The sequence below is a fragment of the Streptomyces sp. NPDC044064 genome, assembly GCF_056434245.1.
Map to the genome: position 1 here is coordinate 1 of NZ_JBWKFN010000051.1, position 22,316 is coordinate 22,316.

The window sequence follows — 22,316 nt, forward strand, 5'->3', positions numbered from 1 at the left end:
CTTCGTGCTGTCTTGATCCTCACCCCGCACTGTCCGCCCCCCCCTCCTCGCCGCCCCCCCCCCCCCCCCCCCCCCCCACCACGGCAACCACCACGAACATCAGCACAAGCACACCGGCCATGATCCGGTTCCGGGTTTTCGGGTCCACGTACCCGAGCCTAACCGGCCCCGCCGAGCGCCCAGCGGGCGACCGCCTCGTAGCGGGGCTGCTCGCCGGGCACCCCGGACCTCGGCAGGTTGCTGCGCACCAGGGCCAGCTCGGCCACGGTCCAGGTGCGGCTCGTGAAGTCGCGGAGGCTCTCGACGTACGGCCGTACGTCCACCGTGTCCCGGCTGCGGGCCACCGTCAGGTGGGCCTTGTAGCGGCGGTGCTCCCCCATCGGCACCCCGGCCTTCCGCGCCGCCGCCTCCGTGCGGTCGGCCAGCAGGCGCAGGGTCTCCAGATCGCCGGAGGCACCCGCCCACAGGGCCCGTCCATGGCCGAACTGGCCGCCGCCGGCCAGCGCCAGCGGGAAGGGCTCCGTGTGGCGGGCCGCGCGCTCCAGCCGGTCCGAGAGGTCCGGTACGAGTTCGTCGTCGACCTCGCCGTAGAAGGCGAGGGTGAAGTGCCAGCCGGGGCGGCCGGTCCAGCGCAGTCCGTCGGCGCCCGGCAGCGCACGCAACACGGCGACCTCGGCGGCGAGTTCGTTGGTCACGTCCTCCGGGGGCAGCACGGCGGCGAAGAGTCTCATGACGTCACCCTCCCAGGGAACGGATCACCGGGCCAGGCGGCTGCCCCCGCACCTCCCGGGCGGGCATGATCAGGTGCATGGAGAAGAACGGGAAGATCAGCATCAGAGCAGGCAGGCCTGACGACATCCCCGTGATCCTCGGCATGTTCGACAGTGCCGTGGAGTGGCTGGTGGCCCAGGGGCGCACCCAGCAGTGGGGCACGACACCCTGGTCGGAGAACCCGAGGGCGGTGGCCATGATCACCCGGTACGTCACCGAGGGCGCCCCGTACGTCGCCGAGTACGACGGTGTCCCGGCGGCCACGCTCACCCTCACCGACGCGCCCGGCGAGTATCTGCGGCCCGCCGACGAGCCCGAGCGCTACATCCACACCTTCGCCTCGGACCGCCGCTTCAAGGGCCGGGGCGTCGGTGCCGCCCTGCTCGCCCACGCGGCCGAGGAGACCCGCCGGGCCGGGGTCTCGCTGCTGCGGGTGGACTGCTACGCGGGCGGCGACGGCAAGCTGGTCTCCTTCTACGAGCGCAACGGCTTCGTGCCGACCGAGTCCTTCAGCGTCACCATGCTCGACGCGGACGACTGGCCGGGGCAGGTGCTGGCCCGGAGGGTCCGCTAGGACCCTCCGGGAGCGGGGACCGCTCAGGCCGCCGTCGCCAGCTGCTCGCGCTCTCTGGGCACGAACCGCACGCGCGGGTGGCCGTGGTGCCAGCCCACGGCCAGGCGCAGACCGCCGATGCGGGCGAGGACCAGGCCGACGGTGGCGGCCGCGGCGGCGGAGATGACGCCGCCGAGGACGAAGCCGACGCGGGGGCCGTAGGTGTCGGTGATCCAGCCGACGACCGGCGCGCCCAGCGGCGTACCGCCCATGAACACCATCATGAACAGGGCCATCACCCGGCCGCGCATGGCCGGGTCGGTGGCCATCTGCACGGCCGTGTTCGCGGTGACGTTGACCGTCAGGCCGAAGACGCCGATCGGGACCATGAGCAGCGCGAAGAGCCAGTACGACGGGGCCAGCGCGGCCACGGTCTCCAGCGTGCCGAAGGCCACCGCGGCGGCGATCAGGACGCGCAGCCGGGCCGTGCCGCGGCGGGCCGCCAGCAGGGCTCCGCCGAGCGAGCCGACGGCCATCAGCGTGTTGAAGAGGCTGTAGGCGCCGGCACCGGCGTGGAAGACGTCGTCGGCGTAGGCCGACAGCCACACCGGGAAGTTGAACCCGAAGGTGCCGATGAAGCCGACCAGGACGATCGGCCAGATCAGCTCCGGGCGCTTCGCCACGTAGCGCAGGCCCTCGCGCAGCTGGCCCTTGCCTCTCGGCGCCCGCTCGACCACGTGCAGCTCACGGGCGCGCATCAGCAGCAGACCGGCGATGGGGGCGACGAAGGACAGGCCGTTGATGAGGAACGCCCAGCCGGTGCCCACACCGGTGATCATCAGGCCGGCGACGGCCGGGCCGACCAGGCGGGCGGACTGGAAGTTGGCGGAGTTCAGGCTGACCGCGTTCTGCAGCTGCTCGGGGCCGACCATCTCGGAGACGAAGGACTGCCGGGCCGGGTTGTCGAGCACCGTGGCGAGGCCGACGGCGAAGGCGGCGACGTAGACGTGCCAGACCTGGACGTGGCCGGTGAGGGTGAGCGCGGCGAGCGCGAGACCCGTGACGGCCATGGCGGTCTGGGTGACGAGCAGCGTGGGGCGCTTGGGGAGGCGGTCGACCAGGACGCCGCCGTAGAGCCCGAACAGCAGCATCGGCAGGAACTGCAGGGCCGTCGTGATGCCGACGGCCGCGGAGGAACCGGTGAGGCTGAGCACGAGCCAGTCCTGGGCGATGCGCTGCATCCAGGTGCCCGTGTTGGAGACGACCTGACCCAGGAAGAACAGGCGGTAGTTCCTGATCCTCAGCGAGCTGAACATCGAGGATCCACGGGGGCCAGGGGTAGTAGGGGTGGTCGGTGCGGGGGCGGAAGGTGCTCCGGATCCCGTACTCAAAAGGGTTCGCCTCCTCGCGATACGTCCTTACAGATGGGCGAGCTTCTCCAGCACGGGGGCGGCGGCGCGCAGTTTCGCCCACTCGTCCTCGTCGAGGCCCTCGACCAGGCCGGCCAGGAACGCGTTGCGCTTGCGGCGGCTCTCCTCGAGCATCGCCTCGGCCTGCTCGGTCTGGGTGACGACCTTCTGGCGCCGGTCCTCGGGGTGCGGCTCCAGCCTGACCAGCCCTTTGGCTTCGAGCAGCGCGACAATGCGGGTCATCGACGGCGGCTGGACGTGCTCCTTGCGGGCCAGCTCGCCCGGCGTCGCCGAGCCGCAGCGGGCCAGGGTGCCGAGCACCGACATCTCGGTGGGGCTCAGCGACTCGTCGACCCGCTGGTGCTTGAGCCGACGGGACAGCCGCATCACGGCGGAGCGGAGAGCGTTCACGGCGGCAGCGTCGTCGCCATGGGTAAGGTCCGGCATGTTCTTTAGCTTAACTCATTACTCTCGCTAAAGACCACCGCGACACGCCCGAATGCCCGTGACGCCCGCCACTGAACCGTCCGCTCACTCGTATGAGTGAGCCAGTTCTGGAAAGTGACGCACCGGGCCGCCCGGTATGGCGACCCTCGTACACATGGGGACCAGTGTGCTCAGCCTGCGCATGGACGGGGAGCTGCTCGAGAGGCTCCGGCACCACGCGGCCAGAAGGGGAATGAGCGTGCAGGACTATGTGGTCCGCACGCTCATCCGGGACGACTTCGACGAGCGGTTCCAGGCCGCCGTCGAGGAGACGGAGAAGTTCTACGCGGGGTCGTCCGACCCCGGGTGATCAGGTCAGGCCGAGGGCCGGCATCAGGTAGTAGAAGAGGAAGACGGCCGAGACGACGTACATCGGCACCGGGATGCCCTTCGCGCGGCCGGCCGCCAGACGCAGCACCACGAAGCTGATGAAGCCCATGCCGATGCCGTTGGTGATCGAGTAGGTGAACGGCATCATCAGCATGGTCACGAAGGCCGGGATCGCGATCGTGTAGTCGGCCCAGTCGATCTCCTTGACGGAGTTCGACAGGATCAGGAAGCCCACCGCGATCAGCGCCGGCGTGGCCGCCTGGGACGGGACCATCGTGGCGACCGGGGTGAGGAAGAGCGCCACCGCGAAGAGGCCGCCCGTGACGACGTTCGCGAGACCCGTGCGCGCACCCTCGCCGACGCCCGCCGTGGACTCCACGAACGCGGTGGTCGCCGAGGAGGAGCTGGCACCGCCCGCCGCGACCGCGAGGCCGTCGACGAAGAGGACCTTGTTGATGCCCGGCATGTAGCCCTGGGCGTCGGTCAGCTTGGCCTCGTCGCTGACGCCCATGATCGTGCCCATGGCGTCGAAGAAGCAGGACAGCAGGACCGTGAAGACGAAGAGGACGCCGGTCAGCACGCCGACCTTGGAGAAGCCGCCGAACAGGCTGAACTGGCCGATCAGACCGAAGTCGGGGGTGGACACCGGGTTGCCCGGCCACTTCGGGACCGTCAGACCCCAGGTCGTCACGTGCGCGACGGAGTTGATGATCAGCGCGAGGACGGTCATGCCGACGATGGAGATCAGGATCGCGCCCGGCACCTTGCGCACGATGAGGGCGAAGGTGAGCAGCGCGCCCAGGATGAAGACCAGTACCGGCCAGCCGTTCAGGTGACCGTCGCTGCCGAGCTGGAGCGGCACGGTGGTCTGGGCGACGTCCGGGATGCGGGTGACGAAACCGGCGTCGACCAGGCCGATCAGCATGATGAACAGGCCGATACCGATGGAGATCGCCTTGCGCAGGCCGAACGGCACGGCGTTCATCACGCGCTCGCGCAGACCCGTGGCGACCAGCAGCATGACCACGAAACCGGCCAGCACGACCATGCCCATGGCGTCCGGCCAGGACATCCGGGGCGCCAGCTGGAGCGCGACGACCGAGTTCACGCCGAGACCGGCGGCGAGCGCGATCGGGACGTTGCCGATGACACCCATGAGGAGGGTGGAGAACGCCGCCGTCAGGGCGGTCGCCGTGACCAGCTGGCCGTTGTCCAGATGGTGCCCGTACATGTCCTTCGCGCTGCCGAGGATGATCGGGTTCAGCACGATGATGTACGCCATCGCGAAGAAGGTGGCGAGACCGCCGCGGATCTCGCGGGCGACGGAGCTGCCGCGCTCGGAGATGCGGAAGTAGCGGTCGAGGGCGCCGAAGGCGGGATGGCCACCCGGCTGTTCGGGGGCGGGGGCCTTGGCGGGTGCCGAGGTGGACATGCGGGACCTCATCACCAACGGGGTTCCCCCGAGCCTCGTTGGAGTTTCATACGAGCAGAAATGGTCAAAGGCAAACGGTTTCAGTATGAACGTATGAGTCTTACATCGCCATCTCCGCGCGTAGACAGTTCAGTCTCGGCATCGCCTCGTAAGCTGTCCCCCATGGCTAAGTGGACCCCCAAGCACGAGGCGCCGGAGCCCCTGGAGGGCCCCGTGGTCGCCACCATCACCGGCGGCACGATCGTGTGGTTCGTCCTCTTCCTGGTCCAGCTCCCCTTCTACGGCTGGTTCGCCGACCACGACCGCACCTGGTGGCTGTGGACCTGCCTGACCGGCGGCGGGCTGGGCCTGATCGGCATCTGGTACGTCCGCAGGCGCGACGCGGCGATCAAGCGGGACGCGGCGCTGAAGGCGGCAGCCGCGGCGGAGTAGCCGGCGGCCCGGCTCTACAACCTGCGCACGACCCGGGTCCTCCCCAGGTCGGAACTTCCGCCCACTCGGCAGGTGAAGGCGCAAAACCGCACGTACCGTCGAATGCATGACCCATATCGACGCGGGCGCCGAAGTCGACCCCGTCCACCCGGTGTCCCCGCCGGGCGCACCCGCGGCCGGTCTGACCGGCGCCCAGGTCGCGGAGCGCGTCGCGCGCGGGCAGGTCAACGACGTGCCGGTACGCAGCAGCCGCTCCATGGGCGAGATCGTCCGGGCGAACGTCTTCACCCGGTTCAACGCCATCATCGGCGTGCTGTGGCTGATCACGCTGTTCGTCGCGCCGATCCAGGACAGCCTCTTCGGCTTCGTCATCCTCGCCAACACCGGGATCGGCATCGTCCAGGAGTGGCGGGCCAAGCAGACCCTGGACTCGCTCGCCGTGATCGGCGAGGCGCGGCCGACCGTCCGCCGGGACGGGGCCGCGGTCGAAGTGGCCACGAACGAGATCGTCCTGGACGACCTCATGGAGATAGGGCCGGGCGACAAGATCGTCGTGGACGGGGTGTGCGCGGAGGCCGACGGTCTGGAGATCGACGAGTCACTGCTCACCGGTGAGGCCGACCCGGTCGTCAAACACCCCGGCGACCAGGTGATGTCCGGCAGTTTCGTGGTGGCGGGCGGCGGCGCCTTCACGGCGACCAAGGTGGGCCGGGAGGCTTACGCGGCCCAGCTCGCCGAGGATGCCTCCCGCTTCACCCTCGTCCACTCGGAGCTGCGCTCGGGCATCTCCACGATCCTCAAGTACGTGACGTGGATGATGATCCCGGCCGCGATCGGGCTCGTCGTCACCCAGCTGGTCGTCAAGAACAACGATCTGAAGGACGCGATCGCCCGCACGGTCGGCGGCATCGTCCCGATGGTCCCGGAGGGGCTGGTGCTGCTCACCTCCGTGGCCTTCGCCATCGGGGTCATCCGGCTCGGCCGCAAGCAGTGTCTGGTGCAGGAGCTGCCCGCCATCGAGGGCCTCGCCCGCGTCGACACCGTCTGCCTGGACAAGACCGGCACCCTCACCGAGGGCGGCATGGACGTCACCGAGCTGAGGACCCTCGACGGCTACGACGAGACGTACGTGCGCAGGGTCCTCGGCGCTCTCGGCGAGTCCGACCCGCGCCCCAACGCCTCCCTCCGGGCGATCATCGACGCCTATCCGGACAGCGAGGAGTGGCGCTGCATCGAGTCGCTGCCGTTCTCCTCCGCCCGCAAGTACAGCGGTGCCGCCTTCAGTGAGGGCGACGGCGAGGCCAGCACCTGGCTGCTCGGCGCCCCCGACGTACTGCTCGCCCAGGGCGACCCGGCCCTGGCCGAGACCGAGCGGCTCAACGAGCAGGGCCTGCGGGTCCTGCTGCTGGCCCGCGCCACCCGCGACCTGGACGATCCCGAGCCGGCCCGGGGCGCCCGCCCCACCGCCCTCGTGGTGCTGGAGCAGCGGCTGCGGCCCGATGCCGCCGACACCCTGCGCTACTTCGCGGAACAGAATGTCCGCGCCAAGGTCATCTCCGGCGACAACGCGGTGTCCGTGGCCGCGGTCGCCGCCAAGCTGGGTCTGTCCGGGTCGACGGTGGACGCGCGCCGGATGCCGGCCGACCCGCAGGGCATGGCCGGGGCGCTGGACGAGGGGACCGTGTTCGGCCGGGTCACCCCGCAGCAGAAGCGGGACATGGTCGGAGCGCTCCAGTCGCACGGGCACACGGTCGCGATGACCGGCGACGGTGTGAACGACGTGCTCGCGCTCAAGGACGCCGACATCGGCGTCTCGATGGGCTCGGGTTCGGAGGCGACCCGGGCGGTCGCCCAGATCGTCCTGCTGAACAACAGCTTCTCGACGCTGCCGTCGGTGGTCGCCGAGGGCCGCCGCGTCATCGGCAACATCACGCGGGTGGCGACCCTGTTCCTGGTCAAGACGGTCTACTCGGTGCTGCTCGCGGTGCTGGTGGTGTGCTGGCAGGTCGAGTACCCGTTCCTGCCCCGCCACCTGACGCTGCTCTCCACCCTCACCATCGGCATCCCGGCCTTCTTCCTGGCACTGGCCCCCAACAAGGAGCGGGCCCGCCCCCACTTCGTCCGCAGAGTCATGCGGTACTCGATTCCCGGCGGGGTGGTGGCCGGAACGGCGACCTTCGTGACGTATCTGATCGCCCGCCACCACTACACCGGCCCCGGCGCCCTGGACGCGGAGACCAGCGCGGCGACCCTGACCCTGTTCCTGGTCTCCATGTGGGTCCTGGCGATCATCGCCCGCCCCTACACCTGGTGGCGGGTCGTCCTGGTGGCGTCGATGGGCGTGGCGTTCCTGTTCGTGCTCGTCGTCCCGGCCCTGCAGAGCTTCTTCGCCCTGAAGCTGGTGGGCATGGCGATGCCGTGGACGGCTGTCGCGGTGGCGGTGGTGGCGGCGGCCGCCCTGGAGTTCCTGTGGAAGTGGGTCGACCGCCGCTTTCCCGGGTGAGCGTCAGACCGTGGGCCACATGCTCTTGCCGGGGGCCAGTCCGCCCTTGCCGTTTCCGGCGAACCAGCTCAGCTGCCCGTTGACCTCCATGTAGGCGATGTCGTCCTTGCCGTCGCCGTTGAAGTCGCCTGCCAGCAGGGGACGGAAGCTCGTCCAGTCCTTGCCGGACCACATCGAGCGGGCCTTGTCGAAGGTGCCGTCGGCCTTGGCCGGGTAGAGGCTCAGGGACCCGTCCGAGGCGGCAGCGGCGATGTCGTCCCGGCCGTCGCCGTTGAAGTCACCGGTCGCGATGTGCTCCTTCTTCCACGTCTTGTCCGGCCACATCGACTTCTTCTGGTTGACCAGGTTGCCGTCGGCGTCCCTCTTGTAGGTGTAGAGGGAACCGTCGGCCCACTGGAAGACCGGGGTGTCGCGGCCCGGGGTGGCGCTGTGCAGTACGGCGGCCGGCAGCGGCTCCTTCCAGGCGGCGTCCGTCCAGAGCTTCTTCCTGGTCCACAGGGGCAGCGGCAGCCGCCTCTGCCCCAGGAACAGGTCACCGCTGTCCGAGATGGTGATCATCTCGAGTCCCGCCGTCTCGTCGAAGTCACCCGCGAGGATCACCCCCGTTCCCGGGCGGCCGAGGGCGCTCAGGTAGGCGCCGTACTCCAGCGTGCCGTCGGGGCGGCTGTAGAAGACCTGGATCGAGTCGTCCTGCATGAGGGCCACGACGTCGGAGCGGCCGTCGCCGTTGAAGTCGGCGGTCGACATGGCGTCCTTGATGTACTTCTGCCGGTTGACCATGCGCACGCGCTGCACCCAGTCCGCGATGTCGTCCACGCGGGTGGCGACGGCCCCGGTACGGGTCTCGTCGGAGTTGAGGCAGCCGCCGCCCCAGGACGCGGTGACCACTGCGGTCAGGTTGCCGCGTGCGTTGAGCACCGGGCCGCCGGCGTCCCCGGCGCACAGGGCGCCGCCGGAGGCGGGCGAGATCGCCAGTGTCGTGGCGTCGACGGAGTCCACGCCGAACGCGCCGGTGTGCGCCTTGCCCGGAGCCCACTCGGTCTTGGTGCGGCCGTAGCCGACGGCCCTGAGCTGGTCGCCCTGGGCCGGTGCCGTCGAGTCGAGCTTGGCCGCGGCGATGTCCGGGAACGGACCGTCCAGCCGGTCCTCGATGCTCGGGTCGTCGATGCGCGCCATGACCAGGTCACGGTCGGGGTGCGGGACCAGCTGCAGCACCGTCAGCTTCTCCGGCGCCGTGGCGGGCCGGTTGCCGTCGGCGGTGACCACGGTCGGGAACTGCGGCTTGCCCGCCGGGATCTTCGTGGCGTGCTGGGGGTCGGCCGCGAAGCAGCTGGCCGAGGTGAGCACCCACTGGGGGTCGACCAGGGTGCCGGAGCAGGCGCGTTCGTTGTCCTTGCCGAAGGCGATGTGCAGCTTGACGGTGAACTGGTCGGCGTCGGTCGCGACCTGGTCACCGACGACGGACTGGGCCGGCGCCGCGCCCATGAGTCCGGCCGCGAGACCGGCCGCCAGGACCCCGGCGGTCCACGCCGTGCGCTTCCCGCGCGAACGGGGGTGTGTCACGTTTCCTCGCATCACAAGACGTGCTCTGCTCACGCAGAGGCCATTCGGGTCCGTGCGGGGTGTCGCGCACGGACGGGGAGGTCGGCGGATCAGCCGGTCACGCGGAGTTCGACCAGCACCGACCTGGCGCCGCCGACGGTGCCCTCACCGACGGACTCGAAGCCGCCCTGGGGCACGTTGACCGTCGTGGTCCTGCCGTCGGCGGTGAGGTCGGCGCTGACCGGATGGTCGGCGGCCTCGACCGCGAAGACACGCGGGAGTTCGAGCGTGAGGCGGCCGGACTTGGCCGTGGCCCGGAAGCAGTACGTGCCCTGACGGCCCACGGAGTCGTCCTTGACGGTGAGCACGCGGATCTGCTGGGCGGCCTGGTCGCAGTCGGCGAGCAGGATGTGGCCGTCGCCCTTCTTCAGCTTGATCCCCTTCTCGGCCAGGATGCGGTCGGCTCCGGGATACCCGTAGTCCTCGACCGCGACGGGCGGGGCCGAGGGGGACGGAGCGGGGGGCGGGTCGTCGGCCGAGGCCACGGAAACGCCCGCGAGTGTGGCGACCCCGGCCACGAATACGGACACCGCTGTTTTTCGGGCATGGAAAAGCACTGAGGAGTCCCTTCAGGAAGGAATTCTCGAAAGAGAGATGACCTCAATTGCAGGCATGCCGACAGCACTGAAGACGTCGCAAAATAACCCCCGCAATTAAAAGAAATGGGGCAGAAGAGGGCCCCGACAAGAGACACCGCTGGTCAGGCAGTGGCAAAGACAGGCCATAGGTTAGTCAAAGATCAGCCACGCGTCAACGCGCAACCTTCACACCTTCACCAAGCAACTCCCATGACGCGTAGGCCAGTTGCCGCCATAAAGCGACAAAGAGGACATCCTGTCGGCCGGTACTCCGGCGCACGGATTCGGCGAGGAAATCCGATTCGATTTGCAAAGATGATGGGCGCTACGCTGCCTTCTCCATTATTCGGCGACTCGCATTCGGGGGCGTCGCCGATCACCGAGACAGGTGTTCAGTGAATCGAAGAACTGACCAGCTCGATAGCGCCGGAAAAGCGGCGCGTCTGATACGCCGAACGGCATTCACCCTGCTCCCCCTGGCCCTCACCGCCGGCCTGCTGGGCGCGGCGCCCGCCGCGGGAGCCCAACCGTCCGTGACGAGCGTCCGGACCGTCGCCCAGGCGCAGACCACCGCCGAACAGCGCGGCCGGGTCGTGGACTACTGGCAGGAGGGCGGCCCGGGCGTCAGGGCGGCGGCCGAGGCGGCACTCACCGGAAGCGACGCCGACGTCCAGGCGTTCCTGGCCGGGGTGGACGACCTGTCCTTCCAGGACGAACGGGTCTCCGCCGCCCAGCTCGCCTCCGTCGGCGGCCCGGAGCTGCTGACCGCCGCCCGCCAGGCACTCGCCGGAACACCGGACCAGCTGCACGAGTTCCTGGACGACGGCTGGGAAGACCCCATGGAGCAGGACAACCGCGTCCGGGTCGCCCAGATCATCGACACCGCCGGCCCCAACGTGCAGAACGCCGGCCGGACCGCCCTCGCGGGCAGCGCCGAGGATGTCCGGAAGTTCCTCGACGAGGGCCAGTACACCCAGCAGGAGGAGGACGAGCGGGTCCAGCTCGTCCAGATCATCAGCGTGGGCGGCACCAACGTGAAGGCAGCCGGACGCCTCGCGCTGGGCGGCAGCGCCGCGGACGTCCGCGAGTTCCTGCGGGTCGGCCAGTTCGTCGCCCGGGACAAGGACGAGGAGCACGCCTCGGTCGCCGAACTCGCCGAACAGGCGAAGGAAGCGGGCCGGCAGGCAGCCAAGGAGACCGCGGCCGCCAAGACCGAGTCCGCCAAGGCGGTCAAGGCCGCCGAGCTGGCCAAGGACGCCGCCCTGGAGGCCCAGGCGGAGGCCAAGGCCGCCAAGAACGACACGGACCGTGCCGCGCGCGCCGCCAAGCGGGCCGCCACGGCCGCGTCCGAGGCCGCGTCCGCCGCACAGCGGGCGATCGACGCGGCCAACGCCGCGAACAACTCGGCACGCGTCGCCGCGAACGCGGCCGCGCAGGCGGCCGCCGCGGCGGCCGGTGCCTCGCAGGCCGCCTCCCGGGCGCGCAACTCCGCCGCCGACGCCGCGGTCGACGCCAAGAAGGCGGACGCGGCGCGCAAGGCGGCCGAGGACGCCGACAAGGCCGCCAAGGGAGCCGAGCTGGCCGCCGACGCCGCCGACCAGGCGGCCAAGGCCGCCGACGCGGCCGGGGACGCCGCCCACTCGGCGGCGAGCGCCGGAGCCAACGCCAAGGCCGCCGCCGACGCGGCCGACGAGGCCGGCAACTACGCGGGCCAGTCGAGCGCCGAGGCCGCCGAGGCGCGCTCCGCCGCGGCCGCCGCGAGGCGCCACGCCGGTGAGGCCAACCGTGCCGCCGGCGAGGCCGAGTCACTGGCGCGCAAGGCGGGCAAGGCCGCACGCGAGGCCCGGGACGCCGCGACGTCCGCGGCCACCCATGCCCGGAACGCCGGCAAGGCGGCCCGGGAAGCGGCCGAGCACGCCGGCGAGTCCGCGAAGGCCGCCACCAGGTCGACGGAACACGCCAACGCCGCGACCGAGGCGGCCAACGCGGCCAACGCCGCCGTGTCCAAGGCCCAGGAGATCTACACGCTCGCCCGCCAGGTCGAGGCCGAGGAACTGCAGGGCCGCACGAACGCCGGCATCGAACGCGCCCGGGACGACAAGGACCAGGACGACGCCCGTACGGCCGCGCAGGCCGCGCTGGAGAAGGCCGCCAAGGACCGGCAGGCCGAGCGGGACCGCCTGGTCGCCGAGGCGGCCGGGCCCGACGCCGACCTCGCCGCCGTCGCCAAGCAGGGCCGCACCCTGGCCGTGCGCGTGATGAAGGGCGGTACGGCCTGGCGACGCGGCGCGGCCGAGGCCGCGCTCGGCGGAACCGACGAGGTCGTCGTCGACTACCTGCGCAACGGCTGGAAGACCGCCGAGCAGCAGGACCAGCGGTCCTACGTGGAGCGCCTCGCCGAGGAGAGCGAGAACAAGGCGGTACGGGACGCGGCCGAGACCGCTCTCGACGGGGACGCCGCCGCCATCGGCGAGTTCGTGGCCAACGGCCAGTACCAGGTGGCCGCCGAGGCCATGCGGGTCGCCGTCGCCCAGGTGCTCGACGGGGCCGGTCCCGTGGTCACCGACGCGGGCCGCAAGGCCCTCGCCACCGGCGAACCGAAGAAGTTCAGCGAGTTCCTGCTCACCACGCAGCACAGCGCGCGGACGCAGGACGAGCGGGTCCGGGCGGCGCAGCTGGTCGACAGCGGCACCCCCGAGGTGAAGTCCGCCGCGCGGATCGCCCTGGAGGGCTCGCCGCAGGCCTTGCACGCCTTCATCGTCTCCGGCCAGTACAAGGCGCTGCGCAAGGACTACCTGTCCGCCACCCACGTGGCCCGGGTGCAGAAGCTGATCGCGGACGCGGCGAAGGTCGCCGCCACCGCACGGCAGAACGCCGCCACGGCCCAGAAGGTGGCCGCGACCGCCCGCAAGGCGTCGACCGAGGCCAACGACTGGGCGAAGAAGGCGAACGCGGCCTACGCCGACGCGCAGGAGTACGCCAAGAAGGCCGACCAGTACGCCAAGGACGCCGAGACGTCGGCGGCCCAGGCGGCGGCGTCCGCCAGGACGGCCCGCGATGCCGCGAACCGCGCCGATCGCGATGCCGCCGACGCGGCCAGGTCGGCGGCGGACGCCACGCTCTCCTCGGAGACCGCCCAGACGGCCGCTTCGAGCGCCTCGTACTACGCCGACCAGGCGTGGAAGTCCGCGGTCGCGGCGGGCAAGGACGCCGACGCCGCGATGAAGGCGGCGACGGACGCGTTCAAGGTCTCGGTGCAGAAGTACCGGGAGGAGGCGGAAGCACGGCGCAAGGCCGCCGTGGAGGCCAAGGAGAAGGCCAAGAACGACGCCGGGGCGCGCGCCCGCGAGCTGTACCGCTGCGGGCAGGCCATCGTCCCCTGCGACCCGGTGGACTTCGCCCGCTGGTGCCAGCACCAGGAGATCTACTGCGACATCCTGGCGCACGGCAAGGAGTTCGGCGATGCCATGGAGCAGCTCTGGAACGTGGAGAAGGAGCTGCTGGGCCTCGGCCAGTACGAGGCCTGCATGGAGAAGAAGGACTTCGAGTCCTGCGGCAGTCTCGCGGTGGACGCGCTGCTCAGCAGCAAGTTCAAGGCCCTGGACCGGATCTACGACAAACTGAAGCTGCTGAAGCGCGGGTGCAAGATCCTGTCCGCCGCCTCGGGCATGGTGCGTACGGCGGCGGTGGCGAAGGCCGGGGCCGGGAAGGGCTGCCTCGAGGGCAAGGAGAACTACGAGGTCTTCGACCCCGTCACGGGCAACTTGATCACCGACATCGACCACTTCGACGATGACGTGCTCTGGGAGCTGAAGGACACCTTCTACGCGGACGACGGGTGGATCCTCAAGAACATCGACGGAAAGTTCGAGAAGTACTTGCGGGCGCGCAAGCAGTTGCCCGAGTACTACCGGAACTCCCCGATCGGGTTCCGGTACACGCACCCGAACATCGATCCGCGGTTCAGGGCAGCGGTCGAGGCCCGTGTGCAGCATCTGCGGGAGCTGTATCCCCACGAGGACATCAGGATCAGGTGGGACCACTGAGCTACGAATTCGAGACGCCCGACCACACCAGGACCCTCTGGGATCCCGCGCTCCGGGTGGGCAAGCTGTACGTGGCCCTCGCCCAGGGCGTCGGCGAAGTCCTGGACCTGCCCACGGGCCTGACGCCCAACGCGCGCGGCGGCGCCTACGTGGATCTGGGGACGTTCCAGGCGTTCACCCAGGGCATGTACGACTCCTACTGCTCCACCACGCACTTCATCCTGCGCGATCAGCTGCGGGGGCTGTTGCTCTCCTCGATCGTGATGCTGGGGAACGGTGGCCGCGCGATCGTCCGTGATCCTGAGCGGGAGGAGGGGCTGCTGGCAGAGCACGACACCTACGTGCGCGGCATGTGGGTGGAGGACTGACCGCACAGTCCCCCGAGGACGGCCGCCCCACCGGCGAGACACCGGTGGGGCGGCCGGTCCCATATGTGCGACCGGAGAGTTACTTCACGTCGACGTAGTCGCCGGTGGCGCTGACCGCCGGGGTCGTCGAGGTGCCCGCGAAGCTGAAGCGCCAGTAGCCGTCGTAGTTCGCGGTGGTGGTGGTCTTCAGGTTGCCGGAGGAGTCCGTGTACACCGTCTTGACGGTGGTGTACGTGCTCGTGCCCGCCTTGCGGAACTGCAGCTTGACCGGCTGGTTGGTGTAGCCGTGGTACAGGTTGTCGTCCCAGTTGGCGCGGGACAGCTTGCCCGTCACCGTGAGGGTCTTGCCCTTGGTGACCGGCTCCGGGCCGGCGTCGACCGTGAGCTTGGAGTAGCGCTGCACCAGGGTGCTGCCGAGGCCGCCATGGTCGTTGTAGCCGACCTTGCTCAGGTCCGGGTTGCTCTGGGACTGACCGTTGAAGGCGACCGCCTCGGCTGCCACACCCCAGGTGCCGGCGTCCGCGCTCTTCGGGTCGGGGTCGGTCGGGTAGATGTCGACCGTGCCGGTGCAGGTGGCGGTGGTCGACGAGGTGGGCGTGCAGGTCGCCGGGTTGTCGCCGTACAGCTCACTGGTCTCGGTGTCGTAGGAGCCCTTGTAGAGGAAGGCGTCCGTGTAGAAGTCGCTCTTGGTGATGTCCACGTCCGCGCCGTGCGTCAGCGTGTACGAGTACGTCGTGCTGACCTTGTTGGTGGAACCGACCTTGATCGCCTTGGCGATCGTGACGTTCGAGAAGCTCACGTTCAGCGTGTAGGGCGTTCCGCTGGTCGGAGCGGCCTGCGCGGCCGGCACGGCGAGAGCGGAGAGGGCCAGGGCGCCGGAGACGGCGGCCACGGTGGCACGAATGCGCATGTGCGTTCCCCTGGGGGAGAAGTGATCGTGGAGTCGGTTGACTCGAGCGATCAGATCCATGAGCGGTGCAACTGGTTGTACGGCAAGAGCGCTTCCCGGCCAGATTTGGGCCGCGCATTGCCAGGCCATGGCACAAGTGAGAGGAAACGTTCCGGCTCCGGAGGCGCAGGGCTCCGGAGCCGGAACGGCAGCGCTTACTTCACGTCGACGAAGTCACCCGTGGCGTTGACCGCCGGGGTGGTCGAGGTGCCCGCGAAGGCGAAGCGGTAGTAACCGTCGGCCGACGCGGTGGTGGTCGTCCTCAGGTCACCCGTGGAGTTGGACTTGACGGTCTTCAGCGTGGTGTAGGTGCTGGAGCCCTTCTTGCGGAACTGCAGCTTCACCGACTGGTCGGTGTAGCCGGCGTACTTGTGCGTCTCCCAGTTGGCCCGGGACAGCTTGCCCGTGACCGTGAGGGTCCTGCCCTTCTTCACCGGCTCGGGCGCGGCGTTGACCGTCAGCTTGGAGTTGCGCTGGACGAGGGTGGTGGCGAGGTCGAACTGGGCGGCGCTCTTCTCGGACTTGAAGTCCAGGGCGAACGCGGCGCCGTGCCAGGTGCCCGCCTGGGAGTTCTTCAGCCGCGAGCTGTCGGAGCCCGACGGGTAGATGTCGATCTGGGACTTGCAGACGGCGGTGGTCGCCGAGGTGTCGACGCAGGTCGCGGGATCGTCGGTACCCAGGTCGTTGTCCGGGGTGTCGGAGGAGCCGCGGTAGAGCGCGGGCAGGGTGAAGAAGTTCTCGGAGGTGACGTCGACGTCGGCACCGTGGGTCACCGTGTAGCTGACCACGGAGGAGACGTGGGCGGTCGTGCCGACCTTGATCGCCTTGGCGATCTTGAAGCCGGAGAAGGAGACGTCCAGGTCGCCCACCGGACCGGATCCGGCGGTCCTGCCGGACGCCTGCTGCGACAGGACCTTCGCGAATTCGGAGCGGGACGGGCCGTCGGCGGCGTGCGCGGCCGGCACGACGAGGGCGGAGAGGGCCAGGGCGCCGGCAGCGGCGGCAACAGTGGCACGAATGCGCATGTGTTTCCTCGGAAGAGTGGATGTACGGGTGTTCCGGTGGATCCGGACTACGGCACTGCGGGCCTACCGGACGTCGACGAGGTCACCGGCGGCGCTGACCGCGGCGGTGGACGAGTTGCCCGCGAAGGAGAAGCGGTAGTAGCCGTCGGCCGTGGCGGTGGTCGTGGTCTTCAGGTTGCCCTTGGTGTCCGCCTTGACGGTCTTCAGCGTGGTGTAGGTGCTGGAGCCCTTCTTGCGGAACTGCAGCTTCACCGACTGGGAGCCGTAGCCGCTGTACTTCAGCGTCTCCCAGTTGGCCCGGGTGAGGGCACCGGTGACCGTGAGGGTCTTGCCCTTCTTCACCGGCTCGGGCGTGGCATTGGCGGTGAGCTTCGCGGCGCGCTGGAAGGAGAACGAGCCGGCCTTGTCCTGCTGGATGAAGTCGTCGTCGTTGCCGTTGACCCACGCGTCGACGTACCAGGTGCCGGCGTTCTTGTTCCTGAAGTAGTCCGTCCTCGGGTCGATGGTCACCGAGGCGGTGCAGGTGGAGGTGGTGGCGTTGACGACGGCGCAGGTGGGCTTGCCGGTCGTCTCGAAGCCGTAGTCGGGACCCTTCAGCGAGAACTCGTCGGCATCCTTGATGCCCGAGTTGTCCGTGGCGGTCACACTCACCTTGACCGTCACCGGGCTGGAGGTGCCCATGGACACCTTGTTGTCGCCGTCCACGACCACCTTGGTGATCTTGGTGTCGCCGTAGCCGCCGTCGGCCTGCGCGGCCGGAACGGCTAGGGCGGACAGGGCCAGAGCGCCGCTGACGGCGGCGACCGAGACGCGAACGCGCATGTGTTTTCCCCACGTTGGTTGTCTGTGGAGTCACGCGACTCCACAGACAGGACGTGGGACAGAAGTGAAAGGTTGTACTACTGGTAAGGAATTGGTGTGAGAGTTGCGGAGGTCAGTCGAACCACCGGTCCCGCGCCAGCTCCTCCGTCCGCGACGGATCCTCCAGCAGGGCCGCCACCTCGAAGCGGCGCGGCCACTGGCCCGCCGCCCAGGCGAGGCCCGCGGCGACGCCCTCCAGGGTGGCCGCGTGCAGGACGCCGTCGCCGGTCATCCGCCAGTCGATCTCCACGCCGTCCACGACCAGTTCCTCGTGCTCGACGTAGGTGCCGGGCGTGCGCGGACCGAGCAGCACCCGCACCGGGTCCGGTACGTCGTGCTCGGTGCCCTCGGAGGTCACCTCGCCGGTGACGGACTCGCTCAGCCGCCGCACCTGGAACAGCTCGGCCAGCTCGGCGGCCCGGGCCGGGCGGACCGGCAGCAGCGGGACACCGGAGGTGAAGGGCAGCAGGTCGGGCGAGTCGACCACGACCGCGTCGGCCGCGTCCACCACCGTCACCCGTCCGTCGGTCACGGCCCGCAGTTCGTCCGGCAGGGTCACCTGCTCCGGGTCCAGCTCGGCCAGAGCGCCGTACAGGGCGTGCAGTTGGGCCGCGGTGACCGGCCGCTCCGGGTCGGCGAGGCGGTCCAGCAGTTCGACGGCGCCGCCGGGCTCGTCCAGCAGGGCGGCCACGGAGGTCCGCACGCCCAGCGCGCGCAGCACCTGCTCGTCGCCGAAGCCGGTCGCGTCGGCCTCGTCGTACAGGCCGCGCAGCAGCGGGTCCCCGCCGGCCGCGAGCAGACCGGCGGGCCGGCGTCCGTCAAGGACCGGGTGCCCGCGCAGCCACCACGCCGTGTACGGGCGGACGACCTCGTGGGTGCCGTCGGGCAGCAGGATCCGCACCGGCTGCGTGAGGGCGTCGCGCAGCGGCGGCCGGGCGAGCAGGGAGAGTGCCTCGGGCCAGTGGTCGTCGTCGACCAGGTCGAGGTCCCGTACGGCGACGAGTTCGGTGGCGACCGGGGGCACCGGGCTGTCGGGGAAGCGGTCGAGGATGTCCTCGCACCACACGTCCACGGCGTCCAGCAGACCGGCGTCGTCCGGCTCGGCGAAGTCTCCCTCGCGGGGCTCCAGTTCGTCCGGGTCGAGGACCACGTCCGAGGCACGCACCAGAGCGAAGTCCGCGAGGACACCACAGGCGGTGAGGGGCTGTTCGCCCCACTTCGCCGCCAGCTCGGCGTCCACCGAGGCCAGTTCGTCCTCGCGGATCACGCGGGCGAAGGGGCTGCCGGGGAAGACGAGTTCGCCCGCCGGGGCAAGTTCGCCGTCCTCGTCGGGCAGCGCGAGGGCCCCCAGCCAGGGCTCGTCACCGGGATCCAGGCCCGCGTCGCGCACCAGGGCGAGGACGGTGTCGGCCAGCTCCTCGGCGTCGGGAGCGTCCTCCTCCCACAGCGCCCCGCCCTCGTCGTCCAGGGAGTTCGCCACGGCGGCCCGCACCTGCGGGGTGGTCAGCACCGCGCGCGGGGAGGCGGGCAGCGCGCCCAGCTTCTCCAGCAGCGGGTGCGCGGCGTCCTCGTGGGCGAGCTTGAGGCCCAGCCGGCCGAGGACGTCCGGGTCGAGGGGCGCGGCGTCCGGGGCGGGGAGCAGGACCTGCCGGGGCCCGATGGTCGTACGGCCGTCCGCGAGGGGCACCGGAAGTCCCGAGAGCCGGTCGGGGTCGACCCCGGCGAGGCTGTCGTAGAGCCGCCACCACCAGTCGGGGTCCTTCTCCAGGCCGGCGAGGCGGTCGACGGCGTCGGCGAGCGGGAGCCGGGCGACCCCGAGGGTGCGCAGCTCGACGCGGCGCTCGAGGCCCGCGGGAAGGAGCGTCGGCAGCACCTCGGCGAGGACCCGTACGGTGTCCGCCCCGGCGCCCTCCACCACCTCCGCGTCCCGTGGCCGCAGTGCCTCCGGAAGCTCTTCGTCGCTCCCGGGGGCGACGGCCGGAGGCAGGAACGCGGTGCGCGGCAGCCGCTCCAGGACCGCCTGTCGCAGCGCGCCGTCCAGCTCGCCCTTGCCCAGCGGCCCGGGTACGAGGTCGATCACGCCCTCCGTCACCGGCCGCCACTCGGCGAGCAGTTCGGTGTAGGAGTCCGCCGCCCGCTGCACCAGGAAGTCGGTCAGCGGACCGGGGGCCGCGTGCCGGCGGGTGGTGTCCAGCGGGAAGGAGGCGATCAGCAAGGCGGGGACGCCGAGAGGCTCGTCGCTGGGGGTGGGAGCGTGCACGACCGGGGTGGTGCGCGGCCGTACCGGGCGGCCGCCGGCGTCGGTCGGCACGGCCCAGGTCACCGACCAGTGCGGGCGCAGGCGCTCCTCCACCGGGCGGTCGGCGAGCAGGTCCGGGGTGAGCGGCCCGTGCGCGGAGACCGTACGCCAGCTGGTGGTCCCCTCCCGCGAGTCCTCCACGACGGTGACGGCGCCCTCGGTACGGCGGCGCAGGGTGCGCGGGGCGTCCTCGCCGACCTCCACCACCACTTCCTCCAGCCCGGGCAGGGCGAGGAGCAGGGCGTCGTCGACGGCGTCGAGGAGGCGTTCGGCGAGGTCGGCCGCGGCGGCGTCCCGCAGGGGCAGAATGACGGCGGTGTCGTACGGCTCCGGGGCGGAGCCCTCGGCGGCGAACGGGAGGCGGAGGAGCGGGACATGTCCGTCGCGGCGGCGGACCTCGTCACCGAGGCCGGGGCTGTGCCGGGCCGTGCCGGCGGCCAGCTCGCGCGCCTCCGCCAGGGCCCAGCGGACACCGCCGTGCCGGCCGACGATCGCGGGCTCGTCGGTGACGGAGAGTACGGCGGCGAAGCCGACACCGAACCGGCCGACGGCGCCGTGGGGGTCGTCCTGCGCGTCACGCTTGGCGGAGGCCCGCAAGGTGGACAGCGACTCGACACCGGTCGCGTCCAGGGGGGCGCCGGTGTTCGCCGCGACCAGGACGCCGTCACGGAGGGTGAGACGCAACCGGCCCGGTGTCCGCGCACGGGCGGCGGCGTCGGCGGCGTTCTGGGCCAGCTCCACCACGAGCCGGTCCCGGTAGCCGCCGAGGACCAGGTCCTCCTCGGCGTTGGCGTCCTCGCGGAACCGGGCGGGGCTGGTGGCCCAGGCGTCGAGCACACCACGGCGCAGACGGGCGGTGCCGAAGGGGTCGGCGCCCTCGGCCGCCGGCCGCACGAACTTGCTCACGTTCACTCTCCTCATCGACGTGAGGACGAAGGTACAGCGAGTGCGGCGGGGAGACCGAAGGCACAGGTCAGGCCTCGGAGACGGGCAAAAAAGGCTCCTGGGCCCTTCGGCCTACGAGTGGCCGAGTTCCGCCGTCGCCTCGTCGCCCGCCTCCGGGACCGAGCCCGAGTCGCGGGCCGGGCGGAGCGGGAAGACGTCGACCTTCATCTCGTCGATCACCGGGGCCGGGGGCTGGGGCGGCTTCGGCATGACCGCGGCCTCCGAGTGGCCGCCACAGCCGTACGCCAGCGAGACCACACGGCCGTCGGCCGGGGAGAACTCGTTCGCGCAGACGCCGAAGGCCTGGCCCAGGGAGCCGCCGATCGGGCTGAGGAAGCCACAGGTCAGACAGGTCGCCGGGGCCGCCTGGGCCATCGGGGTCTTGGGGCCGAAGCCCTCCTCCCAGCGGTCGGCCGCGGTGTGCAGGCCATAGCGGGACAGGACGCGGGCGCGGCGCAGGCCCAGCTCCTGGGCCACCGAGGCGATCGAGCCACGGGCCGGGACCGTCGGCTGGCTGGCGGGCGTACCGGGCGTCACGTCGGCGTCCTCGGCGTCCGCCAGCTCGACCATCTCGTCCGAGACCACGGAGTTCGGCGGGGGCTGCTCCTCGCCCGTGTAGCCGGGCTCCAGGCGGAGGTCCTCCTGGTCGGTCGGGAGCAGGTCGCCCGGGCCGAGGTCGCCGGGGCGCAGGCGCTCGCTCCACGGAACCCACTCGGGGGCGAGCAGGGCGTCGGGGCCGGGGAGGAGGACCACCTCGTCCAGGGTCACGATCTTCGCGCGGGAGGCACGGGCCACGGTCGCCGCCCAGCGCCAGCCGCGGTAGCCCATCTCCTTGCACTCGAAGAAGTGCGTGACGACCCGGTCGCCCTCCGACACCAGGCCGACATGCTCACCGACAACTCCGGGCGCGGCTGCCTCCTCGGCGGCGGCACGGGCGAGGTCGATGGCCTCGGCGCACAGACGGTCGGGGGTGCGGCTTCGCGTTGTCGCTGCGCTCACAGGTATCGCTTCTCTCCTACGCCGTCTGCAATGAGTGCGGCTGCCTCCGGCGGTCAGGCGGACGGAGCGGACCGGGGGACCGCATCGACGTCTGCTTCCGACGCGCGCTCGGGCGCACCTCTGCCATCCATTCTGCGTTATGGCTGAGATACGCACGCTACCCCGTCGTCGGTGGTCGGGGACAGTCCGCCGCTGCGCGGCGATGTTTCCCACCCACCCACCCGCCCCGGCCGACCACGAAGTCACCCCCCGACTTCCACCCCGAACGACGGCGGCACAACCCCACCGTTCCACCCCGACAACCCCGCAAAGCCACCCCGCCATCCAGCCCCGCCCGACCGCGAAGCCACCCCGCCGTCCAGCCCCGCCCAACCGCGAAGCCACCCCGCCGTCCAGCCCCGCCCAACCGCGAAGCCACCCCGCCGTCCAGCCCCACCCGACCGCGAAGCCACCCCGCCGTCCAGCCCCACCCGACCGCGAAGCCACCCCGCATCCCACCCCGGCCCACCACGAAGTCTCCCCGGCATCCCACCTGGGCCCGCCGCAGAACCGCCCCGGCATCCCACCCCGGCCCGACACGAAGCCGCCCCGGCATCCCACCCCGGCCCGACACGAAGCCGCACCGCCACACCTCCGCGGCCGAGCCCGGCCCGGCCCGCCACAAAACCGCCCCCGGCAACAGACCCCAGTCCGCCGTGAAGCACCCCCGCCGTCCCATCCCGGCCCGC

Annotated in this window: 17 protein-coding genes; 6 read left to right on the forward strand and 11 right to left on the reverse strand. The window is 71.0% G+C overall.

All coding sequences use genetic code 11. The features are described from left to right. Window positions 1-158 precede the first annotated feature (158 nt). A complete protein-coding gene (gene thpR, locus AC07DS_RS44355; RefSeq protein WP_479154405.1) occupies window positions 159-731 on the reverse strand; it encodes an RNA 2',3'-cyclic phosphodiesterase in 573 nt (190 codons plus the stop codon). Window positions 732-808: 77 nt separating this feature from the next. Between thpR and AC07DS_RS44360 the strand changes: the two genes are divergently transcribed. Continuing rightward, entirely contained in the window at window positions 809-1,345 is a 537-nt protein-coding gene (locus tag AC07DS_RS44360; RefSeq protein ID WP_479154406.1) for a GNAT family N-acetyltransferase, read from the forward strand. A 23-nt stretch (window positions 1,346-1,368) separates the two neighbouring features. Here AC07DS_RS44360 and AC07DS_RS44365 read toward each other — a convergent pair whose 3' ends face one another. Both AC07DS_RS44365 and AC07DS_RS44370 read right to left on the reverse strand, forming a co-directional pair. After that, on the reverse strand, window positions 1,369-2,640 hold the full coding sequence (locus AC07DS_RS44365; protein ID WP_479154407.1) for an MFS transporter: 1,272 nt from the start codon (window positions 2,638-2,640) through the stop codon (window positions 1,369-1,371). A 102-nt stretch (window positions 2,641-2,742) separates the two neighbouring features. Next, window positions 2,743-3,180 (reverse strand): MarR family winged helix-turn-helix transcriptional regulator, encoded by a 438-nt coding sequence (locus AC07DS_RS44370; protein WP_055708584.1) that lies wholly within the window; start codon window positions 3,178-3,180, stop codon window positions 2,743-2,745. A 154-nt stretch (window positions 3,181-3,334) separates the two neighbouring features. On the opposite strand from AC07DS_RS44370, the gene AC07DS_RS44375 reads away from it, so the two are divergent. Beyond that, a complete protein-coding gene (locus tag AC07DS_RS44375; RefSeq protein ID WP_468813409.1) occupies window positions 3,335-3,529 on the forward strand; it encodes a ribbon-helix-helix protein, CopG family in 195 nt (64 codons plus the stop codon). Here the strand turns inward: AC07DS_RS44375 and AC07DS_RS44380 are convergent, their stop codons facing one another. Further along, window positions 3,530-4,981 (reverse strand): NCS2 family permease, encoded by a 1,452-nt coding sequence (locus AC07DS_RS44380; protein WP_479154408.1) that lies wholly within the window; start codon window positions 4,979-4,981, stop codon window positions 3,530-3,532. A gap of 162 nt (window positions 4,982-5,143) precedes the next feature. Between AC07DS_RS44380 and AC07DS_RS44385 the strand changes: the two genes are divergently transcribed. Together AC07DS_RS44385 and AC07DS_RS44390 are read left to right on the forward strand one after the other, a co-directional pair. Continuing rightward, window positions 5,144-5,413 carry a DUF2530 domain-containing protein gene (locus AC07DS_RS44385; RefSeq protein ID WP_479154409.1) on the forward strand — a complete coding sequence of 90 codons (270 nt, stop codon included), beginning with the start codon at window positions 5,144-5,146 and terminating at the stop codon, window positions 5,411-5,413. Between the two features lie 106 nt (window positions 5,414-5,519). Continuing rightward, on the forward strand, window positions 5,520-7,916 hold the full coding sequence (locus AC07DS_RS44390) for an HAD-IC family P-type ATPase (RefSeq protein WP_479154410.1): 2,397 nt from the start codon (window positions 5,520-5,522) through the stop codon (window positions 7,914-7,916). Between the two features lie 3 nt (window positions 7,917-7,919). On the opposite strand, the gene AC07DS_RS44395 is transcribed toward AC07DS_RS44390, so the two are convergent. Next, window positions 7,920-9,479, reverse strand: coding sequence for an FG-GAP-like repeat-containing protein (locus AC07DS_RS44395; RefSeq protein ID WP_479154411.1), 1,560 nt, complete (start codon window positions 9,477-9,479; stop codon window positions 7,920-7,922). A gap of 89 nt (window positions 9,480-9,568) precedes the next feature. After that, entirely contained in the window at window positions 9,569-10,048 is a 480-nt protein-coding gene (locus AC07DS_RS44400; protein WP_479154412.1) for a hypothetical protein, read from the reverse strand. A 581-nt stretch (window positions 10,049-10,629) separates the two neighbouring features. On the opposite strand from AC07DS_RS44400, the gene AC07DS_RS44405 reads away from it, so the two are divergent. Together AC07DS_RS44405 and AC07DS_RS44410 are read left to right on the forward strand one after the other, a co-directional pair. Then, window positions 10,630-14,142: an ALF repeat-containing protein gene (locus AC07DS_RS44405; protein WP_479154413.1), complete on the forward strand. Its 3,513-nt coding sequence runs from the start codon at window positions 10,630-10,632 to the stop codon at window positions 14,140-14,142. Continuing rightward, complete coding sequence (locus tag AC07DS_RS44410; protein WP_479154414.1) at window positions 14,130-14,510, forward strand: DUF6086 family protein; 381 nt, start codon at window positions 14,130-14,132, stop codon at window positions 14,508-14,510. Before AC07DS_RS44405 ends, AC07DS_RS44410 begins: the two co-directional genes overlap by 13 nt. 79 nt (window positions 14,511-14,589) lie before the next feature. Here the strand turns inward: AC07DS_RS44410 and AC07DS_RS44415 are convergent, their stop codons facing one another. The 5 genes from AC07DS_RS44415 to AC07DS_RS44435 all read right to left on the reverse strand — a co-directional run bounded on the left by AC07DS_RS44415 (window position 14,590) and on the right by AC07DS_RS44435 (window position 21,588). Beyond that, entirely contained in the window at window positions 14,590-15,420 is an 831-nt protein-coding gene (locus tag AC07DS_RS44415) for a hypothetical protein (protein ID WP_479154415.1), read from the reverse strand. A gap of 194 nt (window positions 15,421-15,614) precedes the next feature. After that, on the reverse strand, window positions 15,615-16,484 hold the full coding sequence (locus AC07DS_RS44420; protein ID WP_479154416.1) for a hypothetical protein: 870 nt from the start codon (window positions 16,482-16,484) through the stop codon (window positions 15,615-15,617). Between the two features lie 63 nt (window positions 16,485-16,547). Then, a complete protein-coding gene (locus AC07DS_RS44425; protein WP_479154417.1) occupies window positions 16,548-17,306 on the reverse strand; it encodes a calcium-binding protein in 759 nt (252 codons plus the stop codon). 112 nt (window positions 17,307-17,418) lie between these two features. Then, window positions 17,419-20,550: a sacsin N-terminal ATP-binding-like domain-containing protein gene (locus AC07DS_RS44430; RefSeq protein WP_479154418.1), complete on the reverse strand. Its 3,132-nt coding sequence runs from the start codon at window positions 20,548-20,550 to the stop codon at window positions 17,419-17,421. Between the two features lie 111 nt (window positions 20,551-20,661). Then, window positions 20,662-21,588, reverse strand: a complete 927-nt coding sequence (locus tag AC07DS_RS44435) for a DUF3027 domain-containing protein (RefSeq protein ID WP_479154419.1) — start codon at window positions 21,586-21,588, stop codon at window positions 20,662-20,664. Between the last annotated feature and the right edge of the window lie 728 nt (window positions 21,589-22,316).

Coding starts and splice junctions, on each gene's coding strand:
- AC07DS_RS44390 (WP_479154410.1), top strand. CDS start 5,520: ATGACCCATATCGACGCGGGCGCCGAAGTCGACCCCGTCCACCCGGTG.
- AC07DS_RS44420 (WP_479154416.1), bottom strand. CDS start 16,484: ATGCGCATTCGTGCCACTGTTGCCGCCGCTGCCGGCGCCCTGGCCCTC.
- AC07DS_RS44375 (WP_468813409.1), top strand. CDS start 3,335: ATGGGGACCAGTGTGCTCAGCCTGCGCATGGACGGGGAGCTGCTCGAG.
- AC07DS_RS44385 (WP_479154409.1), top strand. CDS start 5,144: ATGGCTAAGTGGACCCCCAAGCACGAGGCGCCGGAGCCCCTGGAGGGC.
- AC07DS_RS44415 (WP_479154415.1), bottom strand. CDS start 15,420: ATGCGCATTCGTGCCACCGTGGCCGCCGTCTCCGGCGCCCTGGCCCTC.
- AC07DS_RS44360 (WP_479154406.1), top strand. CDS start 809: ATGGAGAAGAACGGGAAGATCAGCATCAGAGCAGGCAGGCCTGACGAC.
- thpR (WP_479154405.1), bottom strand. CDS start 731: ATGAGACTCTTCGCCGCCGTGCTGCCCCCGGAGGACGTGACCAACGAA.
- AC07DS_RS44370 (WP_055708584.1), bottom strand. CDS start 3,180: ATGCCGGACCTTACCCATGGCGACGACGCTGCCGCCGTGAACGCTCTC.
- AC07DS_RS44380 (WP_479154408.1), bottom strand. CDS start 4,981: ATGTCCACCTCGGCACCCGCCAAGGCCCCCGCCCCCGAACAGCCGGGT.
- AC07DS_RS44425 (WP_479154417.1), bottom strand. CDS start 17,306: ATGCGCGTTCGCGTCTCGGTCGCCGCCGTCAGCGGCGCTCTGGCCCTG.
- AC07DS_RS44365 (WP_479154407.1), bottom strand. CDS start 2,640: ATGTTCAGCTCGCTGAGGATCAGGAACTACCGCCTGTTCTTCCTGGGT.